The 22295-nt window shown below is 48.8% G+C and carries 21 protein-coding genes; 10 read left to right on the forward strand and 11 right to left on the reverse strand.

Annotated features, from left to right (window positions below):
- Positions 1-192: 192 nt before the first annotated feature.
- The 3 genes from Q1A04_RS04510 to trpS all read left to right on the forward strand — a co-directional run bounded on the left by Q1A04_RS04510 (position 193) and on the right by trpS (position 3136).
- A complete protein-coding gene (locus Q1A04_RS04510; RefSeq protein WP_299701812.1) occupies positions 193-1104 on the forward strand; it encodes a DMT family transporter in 912 nt (303 codons plus the stop codon).
- 409 nt (positions 1105-1513) lie between these two features.
- Positions 1514-2074: a copper resistance protein NlpE gene (locus Q1A04_RS04515; RefSeq protein ID WP_299701815.1), complete on the forward strand. Its 561-nt coding sequence runs from the start codon at positions 1514-1516 to the stop codon at positions 2072-2074.
- Positions 2075-2161: 87 nt separating this feature from the next.
- On the forward strand, positions 2162-3136 hold the full coding sequence (gene trpS / locus Q1A04_RS04520) for a tryptophan--tRNA ligase (protein WP_299701817.1): 975 nt from the start codon (positions 2162-2164) through the stop codon (positions 3134-3136).
- A gap of 74 nt (positions 3137-3210) precedes the next feature.
- On the opposite strand, the gene Q1A04_RS04525 is transcribed toward trpS, so the two are convergent.
- From Q1A04_RS04525 to Q1A04_RS04550, 6 genes are all read right to left on the reverse strand, one after another.
- On the reverse strand, positions 3211-4050 hold the full coding sequence (locus tag Q1A04_RS04525; protein ID WP_299701818.1) for a sulfurtransferase: 840 nt from the start codon (positions 4048-4050) through the stop codon (positions 3211-3213).
- A 78-nt stretch (positions 4051-4128) separates the two neighbouring features.
- A complete protein-coding gene (locus Q1A04_RS04530; RefSeq protein ID WP_299701820.1) occupies positions 4129-5154 on the reverse strand; it encodes a hypothetical protein in 1026 nt (341 codons plus the stop codon).
- A gap of 158 nt (positions 5155-5312) precedes the next feature.
- Positions 5313-6092 carry a tetratricopeptide repeat protein gene (locus tag Q1A04_RS04535; protein ID WP_299701822.1) on the reverse strand — a complete coding sequence of 260 codons (780 nt, stop codon included), beginning with the start codon at positions 6090-6092 and terminating at the stop codon, positions 5313-5315.
- Between the two features lie 99 nt (positions 6093-6191).
- Complete coding sequence (locus tag Q1A04_RS04540; RefSeq protein ID WP_299701824.1) at positions 6192-6539, reverse strand: DUF5713 family protein; 348 nt, start codon at positions 6537-6539, stop codon at positions 6192-6194.
- Between the two features lie 169 nt (positions 6540-6708).
- The gene (locus Q1A04_RS04545; protein ID WP_299701826.1) at positions 6709-7155 is read right to left on the reverse strand and encodes a hypothetical protein; all 447 of its coding nucleotides are present in this window, start codon (positions 7153-7155) and stop codon (positions 6709-6711) included.
- 315 nt (positions 7156-7470) lie between these two features.
- Positions 7471-7869, reverse strand: coding sequence for a hypothetical protein (locus tag Q1A04_RS04550; RefSeq protein ID WP_299701828.1), 399 nt, complete (start codon positions 7867-7869; stop codon positions 7471-7473).
- Positions 7870-8019: 150 nt separating this feature from the next.
- Here Q1A04_RS04550 and hppD point away from each other — a divergent pair, with 150 nt between their 5' ends.
- Both hppD and Q1A04_RS04560 read left to right on the forward strand, forming a co-directional pair.
- Positions 8020-9114 (forward strand): 4-hydroxyphenylpyruvate dioxygenase, encoded by a 1095-nt coding sequence (gene hppD / locus Q1A04_RS04555; RefSeq protein WP_299701830.1) that lies wholly within the window; start codon positions 8020-8022, stop codon positions 9112-9114.
- A gap of 575 nt (positions 9115-9689) precedes the next feature.
- Positions 9690-11423, forward strand: a complete 1734-nt coding sequence (locus Q1A04_RS04560) for a phospho-sugar mutase (RefSeq protein WP_299701832.1) — start codon at positions 9690-9692, stop codon at positions 11421-11423.
- A gap of 58 nt (positions 11424-11481) precedes the next feature.
- Here the strand turns inward: Q1A04_RS04560 and Q1A04_RS04565 are convergent, their stop codons facing one another.
- From Q1A04_RS04565 to dnaB, 3 genes are all read right to left on the reverse strand, one after another.
- The gene (locus Q1A04_RS04565) at positions 11482-11835 is read right to left on the reverse strand and encodes a histidine kinase (protein WP_299701834.1); all 354 of its coding nucleotides are present in this window, start codon (positions 11833-11835) and stop codon (positions 11482-11484) included.
- 52 nt (positions 11836-11887) lie between these two features.
- Positions 11888-13138, reverse strand: a complete 1251-nt coding sequence (locus tag Q1A04_RS04570; RefSeq protein WP_299701836.1) for a PAS domain-containing protein — start codon at positions 13136-13138, stop codon at positions 11888-11890.
- A gap of 178 nt (positions 13139-13316) precedes the next feature.
- Entirely contained in the window at positions 13317-14885 is a 1569-nt protein-coding gene (gene dnaB, locus Q1A04_RS04575; protein ID WP_299703626.1) for a replicative DNA helicase, read from the reverse strand.
- 142 nt (positions 14886-15027) lie between these two features.
- Between dnaB and Q1A04_RS04580 the strand changes: the two genes are divergently transcribed.
- Both Q1A04_RS04580 and Q1A04_RS04585 read left to right on the forward strand, forming a co-directional pair.
- Positions 15028-16407, forward strand: a complete 1380-nt coding sequence (locus Q1A04_RS04580; protein WP_299701838.1) for a Mur ligase family protein — start codon at positions 15028-15030, stop codon at positions 16405-16407.
- Between the two features lie 11 nt (positions 16408-16418).
- Entirely contained in the window at positions 16419-17231 is an 813-nt protein-coding gene (locus Q1A04_RS04585; protein ID WP_299701840.1) for a 3'-5' exonuclease, read from the forward strand.
- Between the two features lie 146 nt (positions 17232-17377).
- Here the strand turns inward: Q1A04_RS04585 and Q1A04_RS04590 are convergent, their stop codons facing one another.
- On the reverse strand, positions 17378-17986 hold the full coding sequence (locus tag Q1A04_RS04590; RefSeq protein ID WP_299701842.1) for a hypothetical protein: 609 nt from the start codon (positions 17984-17986) through the stop codon (positions 17378-17380).
- Between the two features lie 21 nt (positions 17987-18007).
- Entirely contained in the window at positions 18008-18802 is a 795-nt protein-coding gene (locus Q1A04_RS04595) for a M48 family metallopeptidase (protein ID WP_299701844.1), read from the reverse strand.
- Between the two features lie 387 nt (positions 18803-19189).
- Between Q1A04_RS04595 and Q1A04_RS04600 the strand changes: the two genes are divergently transcribed.
- The 3 genes from Q1A04_RS04600 (at position 19190) to bcp (ending at position 22268) form a co-directional block, all read left to right on the forward strand.
- On the forward strand, positions 19190-19801 hold the full coding sequence (locus Q1A04_RS04600) for a fumarylacetoacetate hydrolase family protein (protein ID WP_299701846.1): 612 nt from the start codon (positions 19190-19192) through the stop codon (positions 19799-19801).
- Positions 19788-21680 (forward strand): M23 family metallopeptidase, encoded by a 1893-nt coding sequence (locus Q1A04_RS04605; protein ID WP_299701848.1) that lies wholly within the window; start codon positions 19788-19790, stop codon positions 21678-21680. Before Q1A04_RS04600 ends, Q1A04_RS04605 begins: the two co-directional genes overlap by 14 nt.
- A 135-nt stretch (positions 21681-21815) precedes the next feature.
- A complete protein-coding gene (gene bcp, locus Q1A04_RS04610) occupies positions 21816-22268 on the forward strand; it encodes a thioredoxin-dependent thiol peroxidase (RefSeq protein WP_299701850.1) in 453 nt (150 codons plus the stop codon).
- Positions 22269-22295 lie beyond the last annotated feature (27 nt).

Genomic DNA, 22295 nt, shown 5'->3' on the forward strand with positions numbered 1-22295 from the left:
TTGCTTTTGAAATAAATACGCCCTTATCTTTGCGGCCTTGCAAAACAAAATGGCTGCACACTTAGCACATACACAGATTTTCATTACGGGGTACGTCCTGCACGACCTGTAACAGTACCCATTTCCGCCATTTGGGTCTGACGGCCCACCCCTATACCTTATTTTTTTATTTAATTTTCAAAAGGGACAGCTATGTTCAGAGGCATCCTTTTGGTATTTCTCGGAGCGTGCAGCTTCGGCATACTATCCACATTCGTAAAACTTGCCTACAAAGAGGGCTATACCTTGGGTGACGTTACCGGCACACAGGTCTTTTTTGGCTTTGTCATACTTTGGGGCATCGTGCTCGTGCGCCAGCTGATGGGGCACCGCAGCCTTGGCGTTACGGCTAAGGACAAACTCAAGCTTGTGGCGATGGGTACCAGCACGGGTTTAGTAAGCATCTTCTATTACAAGTGCGTGCAGACGGTGCCTGCCTCCATCGCCATTCTGCTGCTGATGCAGTTTACTTGGATGAGCCTGCTGCTGGAGGCGGTGATCAAGCGCAAAATGCCACAGCTGTCGCAGGTCGTGATGGTGATGCTAGTGCTGGTGGGCACGGCCATGGCAGGCAGATTGTTCTCTGGCGCTATACCTGATTTTGATTTGGTGGGTATCGGTTTCGGACTGCTGGCGGCGGCTTGTTATTCGGTGTTCCTGTTAATTAACGGTGCGGCTGGCAACGACCTACACCCTACCACCAAAAGTGCCCTTTTATTGACAGGTGCGACTATACTTGTGCTGAGCATCTTCCCACCGGTGTTCCTTGTGAATGGGTCGTTGGGTGATGGACTGCTCAAGTGGGGCGTACTGCTGGCCGTGTTCGGTACTGTCATTCCACCGCTGTTCTTCGCCTATGGTATACCGCGCACGGGCCTTGGCCTAAGTGCCATCCTGAGTTCTGCGGAGCTTCCGGTGGCTGTGGCCATGTCATACCTCGTGCTGCATGAAGAGGTATGGACGGTGCAGTGGCTAGGCGTAGCGTTAATCCTCTTAGCTATTGCAGTGAGCAACCTGAACAGGGTATACCAAACACAGAAAACAAAAAAGCTGGTAACAGCCTAAACGATATAAGATTGATTGATTTGTTTACTTAAACCGAGACTAGCCTATGATGTAATTTATTTTTGAACAATAAGATTTGATTTGATTTTTTAGAATGGCTGGGTGCCTGCTCCTGAGTGAAGCGCCTGGTCATTTGCTTTTTATGGGGAGGCATGCCCCGTACAGGCCTTAGAAATGATGCAATTCGAAAGCCTAATGTTTGGATACTTAAACCCCTCCGCTAGTCTTCCGTATTTCAATCCCTGACTTGTGAGACTACGACTGTGGCCTCTCCCTCATCTTCTTTAAGGAGCACAATAATTCACATTTAGCAACAGTTAAAAAAAGAAAAGCCAGACAACGGAGGGATTGTATACAAAACTGGTATACTTTCTGATAGATTCACCCCAAAAGACAAACCCGAACCTACATGAGAACAATTATTGCACTTTTCGTCCTATTCACACTCACCCTTGGCCTGCAACAAGTGCAGGCGCAGTCAGGCAAAAGTTACGAGGAATGGATTAAAGAAAAACGTGGCGGCGCTAAGAAAGCATCGGCCAAAACCCCCGCGAAAGGCAAAAGCACGAAGCCTAAAGCCAGTTCGGCAAAGGCAAAAGAAGAGGCCCCTGCCGCTGCTCCTGCACTAGCACCTCCAAGCGGCACCTTCAGAGGCACATTGGCTTGCAAAGACTGCCAAGGCGTTAAGACCGAACTTACCCTTAGCGGCGACTCAAAAGGCTCTTTCACCATGAAACAGATCTATGTAGGCAAACCCGCAGACAAGAGTATAGTAAACAGCAGTGGCAAGTGGTTTTTAGCCAAAGGCAACAAGCAAAATCCTGATGCCGTGGTGATACAGCTTATACCTACTGCCGGCGACATCGACCCGATGTATTTTATGCAGGTGAGCGACACGGAAGTGAAGCTGCTCAGCCGCCAGCAAAATGAAATAGAAGGCTCAAAAAATTACTCCCTTAAGAAGCTTTAAGGTATCAGGTATAGAATTGTCGTAGTCGGGCTAAGGGTGTTTTCAGCAATTTGCGTTATTTTGCAGCTGTAAACCATTATCCCGACTATGGCACGATACCTTACGGGCATTCAGAGCACAGGCCGTCCACACTTGGGCAACCTGCTGGGTGCTATCCTTCCTGCAATCGAACTTTCGAAATCGTCTCAGGAGCAGGCGCTCTATTTCATTGCCGACCTGCACTCCCTTACTTCCATACGCGAACCACAAGTGCTGCGCCACAACACCTACTCGGTAGCCGCCGCTTGGCTGGCCTGCGGATTCGATACAAACAAGCATATTTTGTACCGCCAGTCAGACGTGCCAATGGTGACGGAACTGACTTGGTACCTCAACTGCTTCGCCCCCTTCCCGATGCTGGCCAATGCCCACTCGTTTAAGGACAAGTCGAGCCGCAGGGGACTCGCTGATGTGAATGCCGGTCTGTTTACCTACCCGGTGCTCATGGCTGCCGACATTCTGATGTATGACGCCAACATCGTACCTGTAGGCAAAGACCAGATCCAACACCTCGAGATCACCCGCGACATTGCCAGCTCGTTCAACCACATCTACGGCGACACCTTTGTGCTGCCAGAAGCAAAGACCGACGAAACCGTGATGACGGTACCCGGCATCAACGGTGAGAAGATGAGCAAGTCTTACGGCAACATCATCGATATATTTGAGGCCGACAAGCCCCTGCGCAAAACCATCATGAGCATTGTGACAGACAGCACCGCACTGGAGGACCCGAAAGATCCGGATGAGGACACCACCTTTAAACTCTACAGCCTGCTGGCCTCTCCGGAGGAGATTCTGCAGATGCGCAACAACTACCTGAATGGTGGCTACGGCTACGGTCATGCCAAACAAGCGCTGTATGAGTTGATCCTGCGCAAGTTTGCCAAGGAGCGTGAGCTGTTCAACCACTACATGAACAACCTCGCCGAGATAGACAAGAAGCTACTGGAAGGCGCTGAAAAAGCCAAAGCCATTGCGACACCCGTATTGGAGCGTGTGCGCCAGAAGCTGGGTTACTAAGCTTCTATACCTATCAAATGAAAAGCGGCTGCTGAACCTGATTCAGCAGCCGCTTTTCATTTGATGCCTATACCTTAGGCCCCTGTTCCGATGGGGCGGTCGTTGCGGGACCATTCGCTCCAAGAGCCCACATAGAGTGTGGGTATACCTAAACCGGCATAGTCCATGGCCAGTGCCGTGTGGCAGGCGGTTACGCCCGAGCCGCAGTGCACCACCACATGCTCCATGTCGCGGCCACCTAGGGCGGTGGCATACTTCTCCCTGAGTGCTTCCGGGGACAGATACGTGCCGTCCTGCGCCAGATTGCTCTGGAACGGTATATTGACGGCTCCGTGGATATGCCCGGCTATCAAATCAATCGGTTCGGTCTCTCCGCGGTAGCGGGCGGCATCGCGCACATCGACCACAAGGTAGTCTGGGTCGTGGACAGCCTTCGCCACCTCATCTATGGTAATAGTGGGCAGCTCCCACGCTTTAAAAGGGTACGGATCAACCTGCTTTGCTTGCTCTTTCACGCTGCTCACCGGTATACCTGCCGCCACAGCCGCCTGATAGCCCCCATCCAACACCTGCACCGTACTGTGCCCTGCGGCTCGCAACATCCACCAAAAGCGGGAAGCGGCATTGGCGCCACTCATATCATCATATACCACCAAGTGGCTGTTGTGCGCTATACCTAAGCGCCCTAACAGTTCTGCAAATTTCTCCGGCTCGGGCAAAGGGTGTCGGCCACCGTTTGCAGCGTCGGGTTTGATATCGGCAAGATCCTTATCTAAATCAACAAACATTGAGCCTGCCAAGTGTTCCTTTTCATACTTGGCTCGGGCATTGGGGCCGGAGCGGGCGTCTATCAGAACGAGTTTTTCATTGTTCAAGATAGCGGTGAGTTCTGTGGCTGAAATGAGGGGAGACATACTGATTGAGTTTTAAGTTATAACGGTTTCGTTAATCTAGTGGGGTAGGCCTTGCATCAGATACAAACATACACCATGTTATTCTGCTGCGTTTAATTCTTTTTCAAGATGTTTGACAAAATCTCCCCACATCCCACTACCAGTTTTTTCAGTTACTCTTGCTTCTGCTTTAACTAATAAATCAAATGCCTTTTGAACATCTTTATCCACTCCCATTCCCTTGTAATAGTAGAAAGCCAAGTCAGACAAAGCATTGTAGTTATTTAACGTAGCGCACTCTTCTGCATACTCAATTCCTCTTTCGTAGTTTAATTTACCGCCAGTACCTTTCATGTATACCCTTGAGAGTTTCAGCAATGCACGTTCTCTGTACCACTTCTCATCCAGCAGACTTTCAATTAATAAAATTGCCTTATCTATCTCTTCAGGTTTCTCATCAATTATAAAATCAGCCAACTCAAAAATGTCCTCTTTGCTACCCAATTCAATGGCCTTATCTCTCCATTCAACTACTCTCTCTACGTCTACATGCTCTTGGAAATAATAATAGCTGGCTATTTCGTGGGCAGCTTCCGGGTGTCCCATTTCCGCTGCTCTGAAAAATAGCTCCAATGCTTTTTTATTTCGTTCTTCCGAGTAGTTATCATCATACTCCGATGTGTTAAGCGCAAAAGCATATTGAAATAAGCTCCCAGCACAGCTTTCTATTTCACCTAGATTCTGGTTTTCAAAACCCAGCGTTTCAATTTCTTCAATTAGCTTCTGGGTCTTTCCGAAGTTCGTAAACTCAGTTAACGAGAACGCATAGAATGTAATATCTCCCTCTTCATCTAAATGGAAGATCTTAGTACTTGCCTTTTTAGAACCTTGATAGAACAGGACTTGCTCTTCTGCATTTATTGCAAATGCAAAATCACTATTTGTCAATGTCCCGATTTTTCTCAGCTCATTCGTTTTTTTAAATGAGGTATCCAAATCCCAGAACACCCAGTTTTCTATCCTGAAATATACTTCAGTTTCATGATTGAGCTGTTTACCTCGGTAATTCAAATAGTCAATGGGAATTCCTATTCCCAATTCTTTTTCTAGCGCTTCTATTTCCATTTTGGCCTAAAAGACAATTTTAACGAAGGAGTGAGATTGAGGGGTGTCAATGCTAATTCTATAAAGCACTTTTGCTTCTTGATTTTAATAGTAACTATCGTGCTGAGCTATAAAAAATCGAAGATGGCTTGTGGGTGTGGTTGGAGTACGTAGTTCTGCTAAAGGTCCTGTTTATAAAGGTTGTCCAAGTTTCTTAGTGGCCTTCCGATGCTTTCCTCCGCTACTTTTTTGGCTGCTGCAATCTGAGTCTTGGTCAGTTCTTTTTCAACTTCCTTGATGAGTTCTATGTTCTTCTGTTGCTCAAGGATAGAGAAGTCTTGCTTACTTTCATTGTACAGCAGGAGCCAAGAGTAACTTTTTGTTAAATCCTTTGTAACGTAGTTCCCGGTTTTATACATCTGAGCGAGTTGAAGTCTTGCTGATGTAATTTGGGCGCTTAACTGCAAGTTTTCGGGATTCTCCAACGCACCGAGTCTGTTTGCCCATACCATCATCGAGTCTATGTTCTTTTCTGTTCCATAGCCTTCCATGTAACTACTCACCACATTGAACATGCACGCCGGGTCGTTCTGCTCCGCACACTTTAATGCCCACTGAAAAGCGCTCTTGCTGTCTTGAGCAATACCACGTCCTGTCGCATAACTGTAAGCAAGCTTAAACTGTGCGTCTTTCCAACCTTGGTTAGCAGATTTTAAGAACCACTCATTTGCCGTTTTTTCATCTTGTGAGACGCCTACCCCCTGCTGAAAGCACACACCATAGTTGTATTGTGCTTCAGCATTACCAAGTTCAGCAGCTTCTTTCAAAAGAGGCAAGGCAGCCGCTATATCTCCGCTTGTGAGATAGTCTTTAGATTTTTCATTTAGCTCACTTGCAGACTGGCTAAATGCGCTGGAGGATACCAACAGAATTAAGAAGAAAAGTAAGAGTGTTCTCATTTATGTTGTCGATGAGGCAAAACGGTATTGTGCAGCCGATAAGCGAGGCGTAGATGTTCATGAAGGCTAAACTTTATTAGACACAGGCATTTTTACCTTTTACCAGTCTCTTGTGGCAATCAACTCTTCTATATCAGCATCAAATCCGTATGCTTTTGCAATAAATTCGAAGTCTTCGGCAATGTTTTCCCTTGCTGCAGTTTCTAATTCGCTTTCGTTCTCATAAAACTCTTCACCAAGGTCATTGAATTTATCTGTTGAAGCATGTGTCAAGTCATAAAGCTCTTCCAGATTTTTAGGCTTCTGGCTCTCAATCTGTAGACATAATTCAATCAAGATGGTTTTCCCTTTGTCAACAAGAAAATCAGGAAAATAGTCGTCCTGATACATATCTGATAGGAATTCATAATTTTTGACTTGTTCATTCTTAATAGCGTTTTGGCTCATTTCGGTAGTTATTAATTGTTTTTGATTACTTGGCTTAGCATAACAAGCTACCAGAGAAGTTGTAAGTAGAATTAGTATAGTTTTTTCATTATTTGGTTGAATCCAACGTGCTCGTGCAGCCGAAGCCCGATGCGTAGCAAGGGTTAAGGCTGAACTTTGTTGGCGGAAGTTAATTTTCTCGAGTTGCTTTTGATTTTGTTACTTTTTCAAGCTTGCCAACTATTTCTTTGTCAAATCTATTTTCAATTCTTTCACTTTCGGCTTCTGTCAACTCTCTTTCAGTAAACCACCTGCCATTCATAAAGACCGAACGAACTGACATAACAGTTACTTTGGAGTTACCTTGATAGGAAATAAAGTACATTTCTTCAGGGCTTTCTTGAAAATAAAAACAGGTGGTATTAGCTGATAAGAATTCATAAGTATGTTGGATACTGGCAGCTGTTTCTTTCCATTTGTCTGGAATCTTCTGTTCTTCAAGTAAATTCATTGCTGCCTGCATTTCATCAAAGTTTATGCGGAATTTCCTGTCGTCAAATGAGCCTAAGGTACCTGCACCGATATTACAAGACGTAAGACAGACAGTTACAACAAACCATATTATAAATTTCTTCATTACTCTTTTATTACCGCCAACGTGTAGCTAAACGGAAGTTTATTCGGCTTATCTGCACTATGTATAGAGCGCTTTAGTTACTTTTTAAATAAACACTTTCAGTTCAATTACATACATAGCGCCTTACTAATATAGCTCCTTTCTTTAGATTGCCAAACATGATTACTGGGCTATTTAGCTAATGACCACTAAAATTTGATAGAGAGCGTTAAAAACAAAGCCGCACTTACCCTTATTACCTAAGAGCAAGTGCGGCTTTCTAAAGCAGCAAGTAAAACCCGTTAAAGTTTACTGTTAATTGTTAACTGTAAAGTCTTATTCCGCCTTCCAGAGCTCGCGTTCCTGATCTCCGATCAGCACCACGAAGCGGGCAGGGTTGGCAGCCAGTACCAAGCGCATTTCTACTCCCGGAAATTCATCAGACTCTACCCATACCCCTTCACGCTCACCATCCGGCGTCACGTGATCACCATTCAGGGAACTAGGCAGATAGGCTGTTGGCAGTAGGATGTCTGCATCGGAGCGCAGTTTGCCGTGTACTTCTTCTAAAGCGTCTTCTAAGTAATCGCCATACTCCTCGTTGAAATCGTCTTCCATATCGTGGAGTTCTTCTTCCATATCGTCGTAGCGCTCGTCGTTATAGTCAAGCGCATTCAGTTCTTCTTTCTTGCTGATGATAGCCACCAGCGAACTGTTTAGTGCATTTGCGTTCATAGCGTTATTGTGTTTTTTACAAAGTTGGAAACATGCCTTAGTAATTGCAAGAATTAACAATGATAATTTGCTGCGGCACGTCACGGGTTTTGTTAAACGCATAAAAGCTGTATTTTTACACAAATCATTTCTTAAACCATACCTATACCTATGGCAACAGATATTCTGCCGCTAAACGGCACCGACCATATCGAGTTTTATGTGGGTAACGCCAAGCAGGCCGCTCACTTCTATCAGACGGCTTTCGGCTTTAAGCTAGTAGCTTACGCCGGTCCCGAAACTGGTGTGCGTGACCGCGCCTCTTATGTGGTACAGCAGGAGAAAATCCGTCTGGTGCTGACCACATCACTGGACCCAAACTCAGATATCGCGCAGCATGTGCACAAGCACGGCGACGGCGTAAAAGTGCTGGCCCTGTGGGTAGACGATGCCGAGGCCTCTTTCCGTGGCACGGTAGAGCGTGGTGCAAAACCAGCCTTGGAGCCGAAGACACTGACCGACGAGCATGGGGAAGTGAAAGTAGCCTCCATCCATACCTACGGCGACACCATCCATACCTTTGTGGAGCGCAAAAACTATAATGGGGTATTCATGCCCGGCTATGTGCCGCGTCAGAGTCTTCTTGAGGTTGAGCCGGTTGGCCTTAAGTACGTAGACCACTGCGTAGGCAACGTAGAACTAGGCCGCATGAATGACTGGGTTAAGTTTTATGAAGATGTGATGGGCTTCAAGTTGCTGCTTACATTCGACGATAATGACATTAGCACCGAGTATACTGCCCTGATGTCGAAAGTGGTATCGAATGGAAACGGCTACATCAAATTCCCGATAAATGAGCCGGCTGAGGGCAAGAAGAAGTCTCAGATCGACGAGTATTTGGAGTTCTATAAAGGTGCCGGTGTGCAACACATTGCCGTGGCTACCAACGATATTCTGCATACAGTGAGCGAACTGCGTCGCCGTGGCGTGGAGTTCCTGTACGTGCCGGAAACATACTACGAAGATCTGATCGAACGCATCGGCCATATTGACGAGGACATGGCGGATCTCCGCAAGCTCAACATCCTTGTAGACCGCGACGATGAAGGTTATCTGTTGCAGATTTTCACGAAGCCGGTAGAAGACAGACCAACGGTGTTCTATGAAATCATCCAGCGGAAAGGCGCCAAATCGTTTGGCAAAGGCAACTTCAAAGCCCTCTTCGAAGCCATCGAGCGTGAGCAGGCGTTACGTGGCAACCTTTAGGCCGCAAGCCAAGTATAGCACGGTGTAACCCGTGTTAGATACATCTATTTTGATATAACAATATCACACCAGTTCTCAAAACCGTTAAGCGGAACAAGAAGAGCTGGTGTGATTTTTTGTGGCTTGTAAGGAATAGGTATAGCGACTAGCGACTTGGTAAGGGGGACGTAAGCGAGAGTAAATTCTCTTCGGTATAAGCATATAGCAGAGCACACATACCACTGTGACAGATTGCTAGGTAACTTGCACTGAACCTACGGAGCGAGTAGCAGTGCCCGGTGCACAAACGACGATTTTTTGTTTGAGCGGTCAGCGAGTGGGGGTAGGGGCCCTCGATTTGGAGCGTCTTGATTCTTTTGCTCACTTTTCTCATCAAGGAGAAAAGTGAGTGCCCGCCGCACAGGCGAAGCAATGAAACAAATCAGGTCGCTATACCTGCGATTGCTCCAAAGGGGCCAGAGGCCCCACTATAGCAAGTCACGAGCGAGGACGTCCCGAATCAAGTTCGGGATCTTCGACTCGCGCCATAGATACTAAATGACATTAACATCAATACATACATTACCAAAAAGACTATGATTGAACCAGCTATACAGCAGAAAATAGACGCTTGGCTGAGCGGCAACTACGACGAGGCTACCAAATCTGAAATAAACGGCTTACTAGAGCGCAACGAGCACGAGGCACTAGCCGATGCTTTCTATAAAGACCTCGAATTCGGGACGGGCGGTCTGCGCGGCATCATGGGCGCGGGCAGCAACCGCATGAACCGCTATACCTTAGGCATGGCGACGCAGGGCCTTTGCAACTACTTGAAGCAAAACTTCCCGGGTGAGCGCGTGAAAGTGGCGATCGCCCACGACTGCCGCAACAACTCGGATGTGTTTGCCCGCATCGCCGCAGACATCTTCTCGGCTAACGACATCGAGGCATACCTGTTCGAAAGCCTCCGCCCTACACCAGAATTATCCTTTGCCATCCGTCACCTCGGCTGCCAGAGCGGTGTGGTGGTAACAGCCTCTCACAATCCGAAAGAGTACAACGGCTACAAGGTATACTGGAACGACGGTGCACAAGTAACCGCTCCGCACGACAAGAACATCATCGCGGAAGTGAACAAAATCACCTCGATTGACGAAGTGAAGTTCGAAGCAAAACCGGGCAATATCCACATGCTCGGTCAGGAAATGGACGAGGCCTACATGGCAAAGGTGCAGAGCCTTTCCATCTCTCAGGAGGCTATCCGTAATCAGCATGATCTCAAAATTGTGTTCTCTTCTATACACGGAACAGGTATAACGCTGGTGCCGGAGGTGCTCAAGCGATTTGGCTTTACTAACGTGCATGTGGTAGAAGAGCAGGCTACGCCAGATGGTAACTTCCCAACGGTGGTATACCCGAACCCGGAAGAGAAAGAGGCGATGACTTTGGCCTTGAACAAAGCCAAAGAAATAGACGCCGACCTCGTGATGGCCACCGACCCGGACTCCGACCGCGTAGGTATAGCCGTGAGAAACCTGAAAGGCGAGTTTGAGCTATTGAACGGCAACCAGACCGGAGCCCTGTTGATGAATTACCTCCTGCTGGCTTGGCAGAAAGCGGGTAAACTGACAGGCAAGGAGTTCATCGTGAAGACCATCGTGACCACCGACCTCATCAAAGACATTGCCGACAGCTATAACGTGAAAATGTACGAGACCTTGACCGGCTTCAAGTACATCGCCGAAAAGATCCGTGAACTAGAGGGCAAGGAAACCTACATCGGCGGTGGCGAAGAAAGTTACGGCTACATGATCGGTGACTTCGTGCGCGACAAAGACGCCATCTCGGCCTGCGCCTTGATCGCTGAAATGGCGGCACTCGCTAAAGACAGAGGTCAGAGTCTGTTTGAGATGCTGGTGGAAATCTATACCCAGCACGGCTTTTACAAAGAAGAACTGGTGTCTTTCACCAAGAAAGGCCAACGCGGAGCAGAGGAGATTCAGCAAATGATGGCAGACATGCGTGCCAATCCGCCGCAGATTATTGCTGGCTCCAAAGTGGTTGAGGTAAGCGACTTCAAACACAGCACCCGCAAAAACCTCACAACTGGAGAAGAGTCAAAGCTTGACCTAGAGAGCTCTAACGTACTCCAGTACATGACCGAAGACGGCAGCAAGATCTCAGCCCGCCCATCCGGCACCGAGCCTAAGATCAAGTTCTATATCAGCGTGAATGAACCACTGGCTTCTAAAGAGGACTTTGACAGCGTTGACCAGAAGTTGAACCAGAAGATCGATCAAATTCTGGTGGATCTGAAGTTGAAGTAGGATGCTTTATTAAACACCAAGGCCGGCAACGCTTAGCTGCCGGCCTTGGTGTTTTCAGTTATATCTTCTGAAATTTTCTGTCGAGGTTGGAGAGTATCTCTATAAACAGGTCTGACTTTATTTCAACGCTTTTTAGCCCTTCGTGCGCTTGGTCAATATTGCCGTTGCTGTACAAGGTATACAGTTCATGCGCCAACATATTCATTTCCTGATGTAGCTTGGCCAAGGATGTAACAGCAGGTTCACTGGCATAGCGCACCCTCCCCACCGCAGTGAACCAAGCATCTATCGGCCCTGCTGTAGAGAAAAATTCAGCATCGAATGTCCCGCCGTATAAGAACGAGCGAACCTTCGACTTATACAGGATATGTTTTATCCTGAGCTGCTGAAAATCTATTTGGGTTATCTCCATCTACTGTAGGCTCCTTCCCTGTCCCATTGCATGGTTCTTCTTCATGCTATTCCTATGCAAGATTTTCCATCTTTTGTTTGTACAGCACCTCGTTCGTTGTATCATAGCCAAAGGCCAGTATACCTGTGACTTTCTCGGACTCAAAAATCGGTTGATAAGAGAAGTTAAAGAACCTCTCTTCTAAAGGCCCTTTTCCCTCCTTGGGTAGCATGATGGGCACGCCTTCTGCCACATAGGTTTCGCCGGAATTGTATACGTGGTCGAGTAGCTCGATAAAACCCTGCTGTTTGATTTCGGGCAGCGCCTCCCCCAATGGCAGGCCAACCAGATTGCGTCCCGGGTATAGCTGCTGGTACTTGTCATTCAACAACTCAAACCTGTGCTCCGGCCCTTCCAGAATAACAAACATGGCAGGTGCCTCCATCATTAGCATCTCCAGTGTCTTGCGCTCCGATTCAGCTTTTTCGTAGGCATGTTGTACTTGGTCAGAAAGCTGTGCCATCTGCTCGTTCGACTCCAGTAGTTCCTGCACCAGCTTGCGCGTATCATGTATGTCTGTAGAGCTGCCTACCCACATGGAGATACCGCCGTTAGCGTCCTTCATTGGGATGGAACGGCAAAGGTGCCAGCGGTATGTACCTTCCTTGTCGCGTATGCGCAGCTCCAACTGCATGTTGGTGCCTCCCTTCAGAGCGGCCTCCCATTTCGCTCTTGTCAATTGCAGGTCATCGGGATGTATAATGGTTTGCCAGCTATCCTGCATTAGTTCATCCAACTCGATGCCTGTATACCGCTCCCACCGTTGGTTAAAGTAGTTCAGGTTTCCCTCCTTGTCTGTAGTGAAGATAAGTTGAGGCATTACTTCTGCCATGAACCTGAACTTATCCTGACTCTCATGCAAGGCTTTTTTAGCTGATTCACGTTCTGTTACATCAACGGCTTTTTGCATGATGTATTCCACGTTCCCTTCACTGTCCAGCACAGGTATCTGGCTTGCCTCCCAGTAACGCACGTCATACCCGCCACCCGCTGATGCAGGCCGCTCAATATCGTAGCGCATCACATCCAGTCGAGCTGTACTTTTCGTTTTCAGCACCTTGTCCAAGCTCTTCTTAACAGGGTTCTTCTCATAAGGTACGTCCTTCTCTGGGAAAGCCTCTAATAGGAAATGCGTGCCTACTATTTGCTCTCTGGTGCGCATACTACTTATTAGGAAAGCGTCTGTTGCACCAAGTACAGTGTACTCCGGGGAGATAACCACAATAGAGTCGGGCAAGCTGTTAAAAAGTTTATTTAAATCCATAAGGAAAGGGCATCTCAACAATGTATAAAGAATAGCAAGATAGGAACTTAAAGCATCAGAAACTAAAAAGGTGGTTTGGGACGGCTGCGTATAGCAGAAATAGAAAAGCCGCTGGCTTTGGAGCGCAGCGGCTAATCCTCCTTTGGCTTGTAATCTTATAAAAACTGTAAGCTTTATCTTAGAACGGCGGTTCTTCCTCGAAACCTGAGGCTGGGAAACCTCCCCCACCATTACTGCCGTCGTTCATGCGACTGCCCAGTCGGATAGCGCCCGGTGTTTCGGCATCGAAGCTGCTATTAGGCAGTGCATTGAAGCCGCCCATACTGTCGCCCCCGAAGTCGGAGTCCAAGTTAGTAAACTTCGTGTACTTGCCGATAAACTTCAATTGAACATTTTCAAGTGAGCCGTTACGGTGCTTGGCAATGATCACCTCACCTACCCCGGCAGTCGGGTTGCCCATTTCATCTTCCGTGATGCCGTAGTACTCTGGACGATAGAGGAAGAGCACCATGTCGGCATCCTGCTCAATAGAACCGGATTCACGAAGGTCAGAAAGCTGCGGTCGCTTGTCACCGCCACGGGTTTCCACGGCACGGCTCAGCTGTGAGAGGGCAATTACCGGCACGTTCAGTTCCTTGGCCAGCATTTTCATGGCCCGTGAAATGGAGGCGATCTCCTGTTCACGGTTACCGCCACCCTTGCCTTCGGCGTTGCCGCTCATCAGCTGCAGGTAGTCAATGATCACCATTTGGATGTCGTACTGCGCTTTCAGACGGCGGCACTTGGTGCGGAGCTCGCGGATGGAAAGGCCCGGCGTATCGTCGATGAAGATAGGCGCTTCGGTCAGTTTCGATATCTTATGGTTGAGCTGTGCCCATTCGTAATCCTCCAGACTACCTTTTTTAATCTTCTCAGAATCGAGTTCGGCCTCTGAAGAGATAAGACGATTCACCAGCTGCAGCGAGGACATCTCAAGGGAAAAGATCGCCACCCCCTTTTTGAAATCGACAGCCGCGTTGCGCAGGCAGGAAAGCACGAAGGCTGTCTTACCCATAGCCGGGCGTGCTGCCAGAATGATCAAGTCAGATTTCTGCCAGCCGGACGTCACACGGTCCAAGGCCGTCATGCCACTTGGCACACCGGTCAGGCCGTCGGTTTGCTTGCGTTTCTCTTCGAGTTCCTTAATAGCGGCATGCATCAAGGAGCGCATGTCGTCAAAGTTCTTTCGGATATTGGATTCTGAAACTTCGTACAACTTGGCCTCGGTTCTGTCAAGGAGTTCGAATACGTCGGTAGTATCTTCAAAAGCGCTAGAAAGCACTTCAGAGGAGATCGAGATCAGGTCACGCTTGATTGAGTTTTCCGTGATGATACGGGCGTGATACTCGATGTTGGCCGCTGAGTTAACGCGGGTTGTGAGCTGCGTTACATAATAAGCACCGCCTGCCAGTTCCAGTTCGCCGTTTTCGCGGAGTTCGTGGGTTACAGTCAGAATATCAACCGGCTCGGACTTGTCAAACAATCCGATGATCGCCTTAAATATGCGTTGGTGCGCCTCTTTGTAAAAAGAACTCGGGCGCAAAATGTCGATCACGGTGGTGAGCGCATCCTTCTCCAACATCAGAGCGCCTAACACGGCCTCCTCCAAATCTAGTGCCTGCGGCGGTTTTTTACCCAACTCTGCCACGGCAGGTGCTTTTTTGCTCCAGTTGCCGCGGTTGCCAGTTGGCCGCACGTTCATTTTCATCTCCTCCATACCACAAATTTAAAAAGTAAGCCGTCCAAGTAATCCACAAATTACGGAAGATATCCACATATTAGCGTATAGCTATTTACATTTAAGCTAGGAATTATAAATTTGTCGGTTCGCTAAATTGATAGCACTGAATATGGAGAGAACGGATTTTAAACGCATCCACCTGATTGCCACTGGCGGGAGCATCATGCACAACCTCGCACTGGCGCTGCACGACCAAGGTATAAAAGTCACTGGTTCAGACGACGAGATCTACGAGCCGGCCAAAAGCCGGTTGGCTGCCGCAGGTATACTACCGGCCGAAGAAGGCTGGTTTCCCGAGAAACTGAACGACAGACCTGACGCTGTGATTCTGGGTATGCACGCCCGTCCTGACAACCCAGAGCTGCAGCGAGCGAATGAACTGCACATTCCGGTGTACTCTTTCCCAGAGTTCATTTACGAGCTGAGCAAAAACAAACAGCGCATCGTGATCGGCGGTAGCCATGGCAAAACATCCATTACCTCCATCATCATGCACGTGCTTAAGCATTGCGGTCGCCTGTTCGACTACGCCGTAGGAGCGCAGATCGAAGGCTTCGACCGCATGGTGAAACTCACGGAGGAGGCACCGATCATCATCATTGAAGGCGACGAGTACCTGTCCGACCCGATCAAGCGCGTACCGAAGTTCCACCTCTACCACCACCACATTGGGGTGATCAGCGGCATCAGTTGGGATCACATCAACGTGTTCCCTGACCCGGACGTGTACCGCGATCAGTTCCGCATTTTCGCCGAGATGACGCCAAAAGCCGGCACGCTGATCTATGATCAGGACGACGTGCAGGTGCAACTGGTGGCGGTGCCGCGCAATCCGGCTGATGTGAATTACATTGGTTACGGAGTGCATCCGCACAGCATTCGCAATGGTAAAACCATTCTGCATACCAAAAAAGAGGGTGATGTGGAGATACAACTGTTCGGCGAGCACAACCTGCGCAACATAAACGCCGCCAGAGAGGTCTGCAAGAAGATCGGTATCAAGGCGCACGATTTTTATGAGGCGCTCAAAACGTTTAAAGGCGCAGCCAAACGGTTGGAGCGTCTCGGCGAAAGCGACAGCTCCGTGCTTTTCCGTGATTTTGCACACGCCCCTTCTAAGGTAAAAGCCACCACGGAAGCTGTGAAAGCCCAGTACCCGCAGCGCAAATTAGTGGCCTGCGTGGAGCTGCATACCTTCAGTAGCCTGAACAAGAACTTCCTGCCGCAGTACGCCGGCGCCCTCGACAAAGCCGATGTACCGATCGTGTTCTTCAGCCCGAAGACCATTGAACACAAGCGTATGGAAATGCTGTCGGGCGATGAGCTGCGTGCCGCGTTTGGCAATCCGCACTTGCAGGTATTTACAGATTCGAACACTTTATTGGAGCATTTGACGGGTATGGAATGGCAAAACGCCAACCTCCTCCTAATGAGCTCCGGCACCTATAACAACCTTGACTTGGAGACGCTAAAAAAAGCGGTTCTGTAAACCACCCAACCATGAAACTGAACCTGAAGCGCCCCATCGTATTCTTTGACCTCGAAACGACCGGCACCGACATTTGCAAAGACCGCATCGTGGAGATCAGCGTGCTGAAAGTGAAGCCCGACGGCGAGGAGATCCTCAAAACGCGTCGCATCAACCCGACCGTGCCGATCCCGCTGGAGTCGAGCCTAATACACAAGATTTACGACGAGGACGTAAAAGATTGCCCTACTTTTCAACAAGTAGCCCGCAACCTGCATCAGTTTTTGGAAGGCTGCGATCTGGGCGGTTACAACTTGGTGCGCTTCGATATTCCTTTACTGGCGGAGGAGTTTCTGCGGGTAGGTATAGATTTTGACATAGACAATCGCAACGTGGTGGACGCCTGCCGTATTTTCCATATGATGGAGAAGCGCACGCTATCGGCTGCTTACAAATACTACTGCAACCAGTCGCTGGAAAACGCCCACAGTGCCGAGGCCGACACCGTAGCGACTTACCACATCCTGAAAGCACAACTAGAACGCTACGAAAACACGGTGGTGGAAGTGGCTGAAGGGATAGAGGAAACGCCGATCCAAAACGATATGGCCCAGCTACACAAGTTCACGTTCGAGAAGTCCGCTGATTTGGCAGGTCGCATTGTGTACAACAATGCCGGGCAGGAAGTCTTTAACTTCGGCAAGCACCGCAACGTGCCCGTGGAGGAAGTACTGAGCAAAGAGCCAAGCTACTACGACTGGATGATGAAAGGCGACTTTCCCCTCTACACCAAAAAAATCCTGACCCGCATCCGACTGCGGAATATGCAGAGTAGTGTTTCCTAGATCTGTACATAGGCACCAAGCCCAAGAACTAACAGGATTAAAAGATTTTCAAGATTTAATGTTTCCTAAATCCTACACCCAATAAAAAGAGCGGGGCTACCAGTAATCTGGCAGCCCCGCTCTTTTTTAGCTTTTAAAATCAAAGTTTAGTTTCTGCTATTATTCTTAAATCTGGTGCCCTGCAGCAAGGTATTCCCCTCCTGCACCTTATGGCGGCAGTCGTAGCCTGCGGCTCTGATAGAACATTGGCAACCAGTTATCTTGTTGTCCTCGAACGTAAAGTAACAGAAGTCGCAGCCGGAACTGGCTTCACACATGTGCTTAACGGACTTGCTGCTCAGGTATAAGCTGTTGTCAGTCGCAACATCTAACTCCAAGGCCATAGACCGGAAGGAACCGTTGCGTATACCTAAACCCACCAGATAGTAAGAAGCCGGAAGCTCTTTATTGTCCTGCACCTTGCGGATCATCACTCTATCCACCACTGTTCCGTTGCCAAACTCTTTTATAAAAGGCTGCATCAACTCCTGCTTTGGCACAATATAGTCTACACTATCAAACACCACCTGTGCCAGCAACTGACCGTCATAAACTGGCCCTGCATCCGCGTCGAGTGGCTCCTCTTCGCTTTCCTCAGGGAAGGCTTCGCGGCGTGTACAGCCAGCGGCTACGAGTAAGATCAAGGTCAGGGCCAGCGACCAGCGCAGGCAGGTCAGCAAAAGATGCCGACTAGTAGCAAAGGGTGATGTGGTCATGTAGGTTGGAAGTTGAGTGAATTATTTCTTGTAGTATTTCAGGGCCTCCGGCATGTATTGCTGCAGCTTAGCACGACGGGTCCCTGCGCTTGGGTGCGTGCTCAGGAACTCCGGTGGCGCCTGACCGCCAGCCTTAGCTTCCATACGCTCCCAGAAAGGAATAGCCTCCTGCGGATTGTAGCCAGCCATGGCCATAAAGATCAGTCCCAAACGGTCAGCCTCGCTCTCTTGATCTCGGCCGTACTTCAGCAAACCCAGCGTAGAACCGGCACCATAGGCCGTCATGATCAATTGCTGCGCCACACCCGGCTGGCTTCCTGATAGGGCAGAAAGCGTCTGGCCACCAAACTGCTGGGCCAATTGCTGGCTCATGCGTTCGTTACCGTGTTTAGCAATTGCGTGGGCAATCTCGTGGCCCATTACCACGGCAAGACCTGTCTCATTTTGGGCAATAGGCAGTATACCTGTATAAGTTACCGTCTTACCACCGGCCATGGCCCAAGCGTTCACTTGGTCATCCTCGATCAGGTTATGCTCCCACTGGAAGCCTTGCAATTGGTCTGACATATTGTTGGCAGCCATGTATTGCTCCACGGCGCGTTGAATGCGCTGTCCGGTACGTTTTACCATGGCCGTGGCCTGTGCATCACGCGACAGTTTATTCTCTTTCAAGAACTGGTCGTAGGCGTCGTAACTCATTTGCATCATCTGCGCGTCTGACACGAGACTCAGCTGTCTGCGGCCTGTGATTGGCACCGTCGTACAGGCTACCATCATCACTACCGCTATCGAAAAGGCGATTAACTTCTTGTACATAGTTTTTAAATTTAATGACTCTTTAAAAGGCTTTTCAAATTTTGAACCAATTTTGAGAGTCAGGTATGCTTGGATCGTTTAATATGATAAAATTACTATACTTTAACTGATAAAACAAAGTACAACCTAGCCCAAAATGACAGGTTGCAAACTGAACTGTCAGTTGCATAGGTATACGAACGCTATAATATAAAATGTTGTAGGCTCCATCAGCACAATAAAGCGGACCTTGTCTTGTTAAAGTATAAAAAGAGATACTATCCTCCACAGGTAGGGGCTACTCTAAAAAATTGTCTTTTAATTGATTCTTTTTGCGGAAACATGCTGTACTAAAACCGGATATAGCCTATTTTTGAGAATCGATAAAGCATACACCCTTACTATTTTATGAAGATAATCGCCATCGGCCGCAATTACGCCGATCACATAGCCGAACTGAAAAATGAAGTGCCGGACGAACCGGTGATATTTTTTAAGCCTGACACAGCCATCCTCCGCAACAACGAGCCGTTCTACTACCCGGAATACAGTCAGGACATTCACCACGAGGTAGAACTGATTCTGCGTGTGAGCCGCGAAGGCAAGAACATTGACAAAAAGTTTGCGCACAAATACTACGATGCCATTGGATTAGGTATAGACTTCACAGCTCGCGACCTACAGGCCAAGGCCAAAGCCAAGGGACTTCCCTGGACGCTGGCCAAAGGCTTCAACGGCTCTGCCCCAGTGTCAGAGTTTCTACCGCTTGATCAGTTCGAGGACCTGCAAGACATCAACTTTAAGCTGGATGTGAACGGCGAGACTCGTCAGCAAGGTAACTCGAAGATGATGCTAAACACATTCGATGACATCATCGCGTATATCTCCCGCTTCATCACCCTGAAGAAAGGCGATATTATCTTTACAGGTACGCCTGAGGGAGTGGGTCCGGTGCAGATCGGCGACAGATTGGAAGGCTATTTTGAAGATAAAAAACTACTTGATTTTGAAATTAAATAAGCGCCTCGCGCTCCTTTTCGCTTACGTTTTCACCACCCTTGCAGCGGCCGCACAACCGGCGCCGGAACAGGGCTACTTTATGTTTCCCATCAAGCCGGGGCAGCGCAACTTCCTGTCGGGCTCCATGGGCGAGATACGCGCCACCCACTTCCATGGCGGACTTGACATCAAGACCGACCAGCGCGAAGGTTTATCGGTATACGCTGCCGCAGACGGGTATATCTCGCGTGTGAAGATGTCGACTTACGGGTATGGCAACATCATTTATGTGACGCACCCGAATGGGCTCACGACCACTTACTCGCATTTGCTGGCTTTCTACGATCCTCTGTCTGACTACGTACTGCAGAAACAGTACGAGAAGGAAACCTTTGAGCTGGAGCTATTTCCGGAGAAGAACCTCTTTCCGGTAAAGAAAGGGCAAATCATCGCCCTGTCCGGTAACACAGGAGGCTCGGGCGGACCGCACCTGCACTTTGAGATCCGAGACTCGGAAGACAGACTGTACAACCCGCTGCGTTGGGGCTTCAAGGAGATCATCGACACCACCCCTCCTGACTTGCTGGGTTTCGGTATACAGCCGCTAGACATTTATGCCCGCATTAATCAGGAGTTTGCGCGTAAGGAGTTTACTCCAAAGAAAACCAATGGCGTCCATACCTTGCCGGACACGGTATACGCCCATGGCCTGATTGGATTTGAATTACAGACCATTGACCGCTACGACGACACCCAGAACCGCAACGGCACGCAGGATGTGACGGTATTTGTGAACGACAAACAGGTATACAATCACCATATCGACCGGGTACCATTTGAGCTTTCGAAGCAAGTGTCGCAGCACGTGAACTATAACGTATACCGCCGCACAGGCCGCACTTTTCAAAAGGCTTATGTGGACTATGGCAATGACCTGCCGCTTTATACCGCACCGCAAAACCGGGGTAAGCTGGATGTGCATGCCGACTCGATCTACCATGTTCGACTAGTAGCGAAAGACACCTACAACAATGCCTCTACCCTGACTTTTGTGGTGAAGGGGCAGAAACCGACTTTCACGCAGGCGGCGAACGGCAAGGTGACCAAGCCGCAGCTGAGCTTTGAGATCATCGGCAATATATTAAAGGTAAACGCCTCCGACACGTCGGCCACACCGCGTAACGTAGAGATGGTGGTAAACAACCAACGGCTGATGCTGGTGCCAAGCTATACCAAAGGAGCTGCCTCGGTGAGCCTTTATGACCTGCGCGGCGGTTTGCCGGAGTCGCTAGAGTACTGCGGCACCTCAACCCAACTCGACTTGCAGGCCGCTATACCTTCGGGTCAGGAGCACAGCTTCAGCAGTCGCGAAATGACCATCCGTTTCGATAAGGAGAGTCTATACGACACGCTATACCTGCAAGCCAGAAAAGAGGGCGACGTGTATACCATCGGCGACTACTTCACGCCGCTGCACAAGGCCATCAAAGTGACGATCACGCCAAGCACACCGGTAACTGACAAGAGCAAAGCCGCTGTGTATTATATAGGACTGGGCAGAGGTCGCGGGATGATGGGCGGCGTTTGGGATGGCAACAGCATCACCTTCTCCACCCGCAGTATGGGCAAGTTCAAGGTGTTCGAAGACACCAAAGCTCCAACCATTAAATTACTGAGCAAAAGCACAACGCAAATCAGGTTCAGGATTGGCGATGACCTGTCAGGCATCAATTCTTTCCGCTGCGAGGTGAACGGTAAGTGGGTGCTCATGAAATACGAGCATAAAACTGCGACCATATACTCCGAAAAATTAGATAAAAGCATACCTTTGTCGGGCAAAGTGGTCCTGAAGGTAAAAGACAACGCCGGAAACGAAGCGGTGTTTACTACCACCATCTAAAATCAGGTTGCTTCGCGCAACGGTTTTTCTTGGAAAAGACAACTCGCAAAGGACATTAGTACCGGATGAAACTGAAAAAGCTGATGATGTAAGGTATAGCGTATACCTGCGACAACAGCTACTAAACAGAAACCCATGGAACTGAAAATCGGAGATAAGGCCCCAGAGTTTGAGGCAAAAGATCAAAACGGCAACACAGTAAAACTGAGTGATTACCGCGGCAAGAAGGTTATACTATATTTTTACCCGAAAGATGACACTTCCGGCTGCACCGCCCAGAGCTGCAACCTGCGCGACAACTACAGCGATCTGAAACAGGAAGGCTACGAAGTGATCGGTGTGAGCATCGACGGCGAAAAATCGCATCAGAAGTTCATCAGCAAGTACGAACTGCCCTTCACCCTACTGGCCGACACTGAGAAGCAGCTTGTAGAGCAATATGGGGTCTGGCAGGAGAAATCAATGTATGGCCGCAATTATATGGGCACCATGCGCTATACCTTCGTCATCGACGAGGCCGGCACCATCGAGGACATCATTACGAAAGTGAAAACGGCCGACCACGCCGCCCAGATCCTGAAAAAGTAATTATAAACGCAGCTGTCCTTCTAGGCG

The sequence above is a fragment of the uncultured Pontibacter sp. genome (assembly GCF_947499215.1).
Lineage (GTDB): Bacteria > Bacteroidota > Bacteroidia > Cytophagales > Hymenobacteraceae > Pontibacter.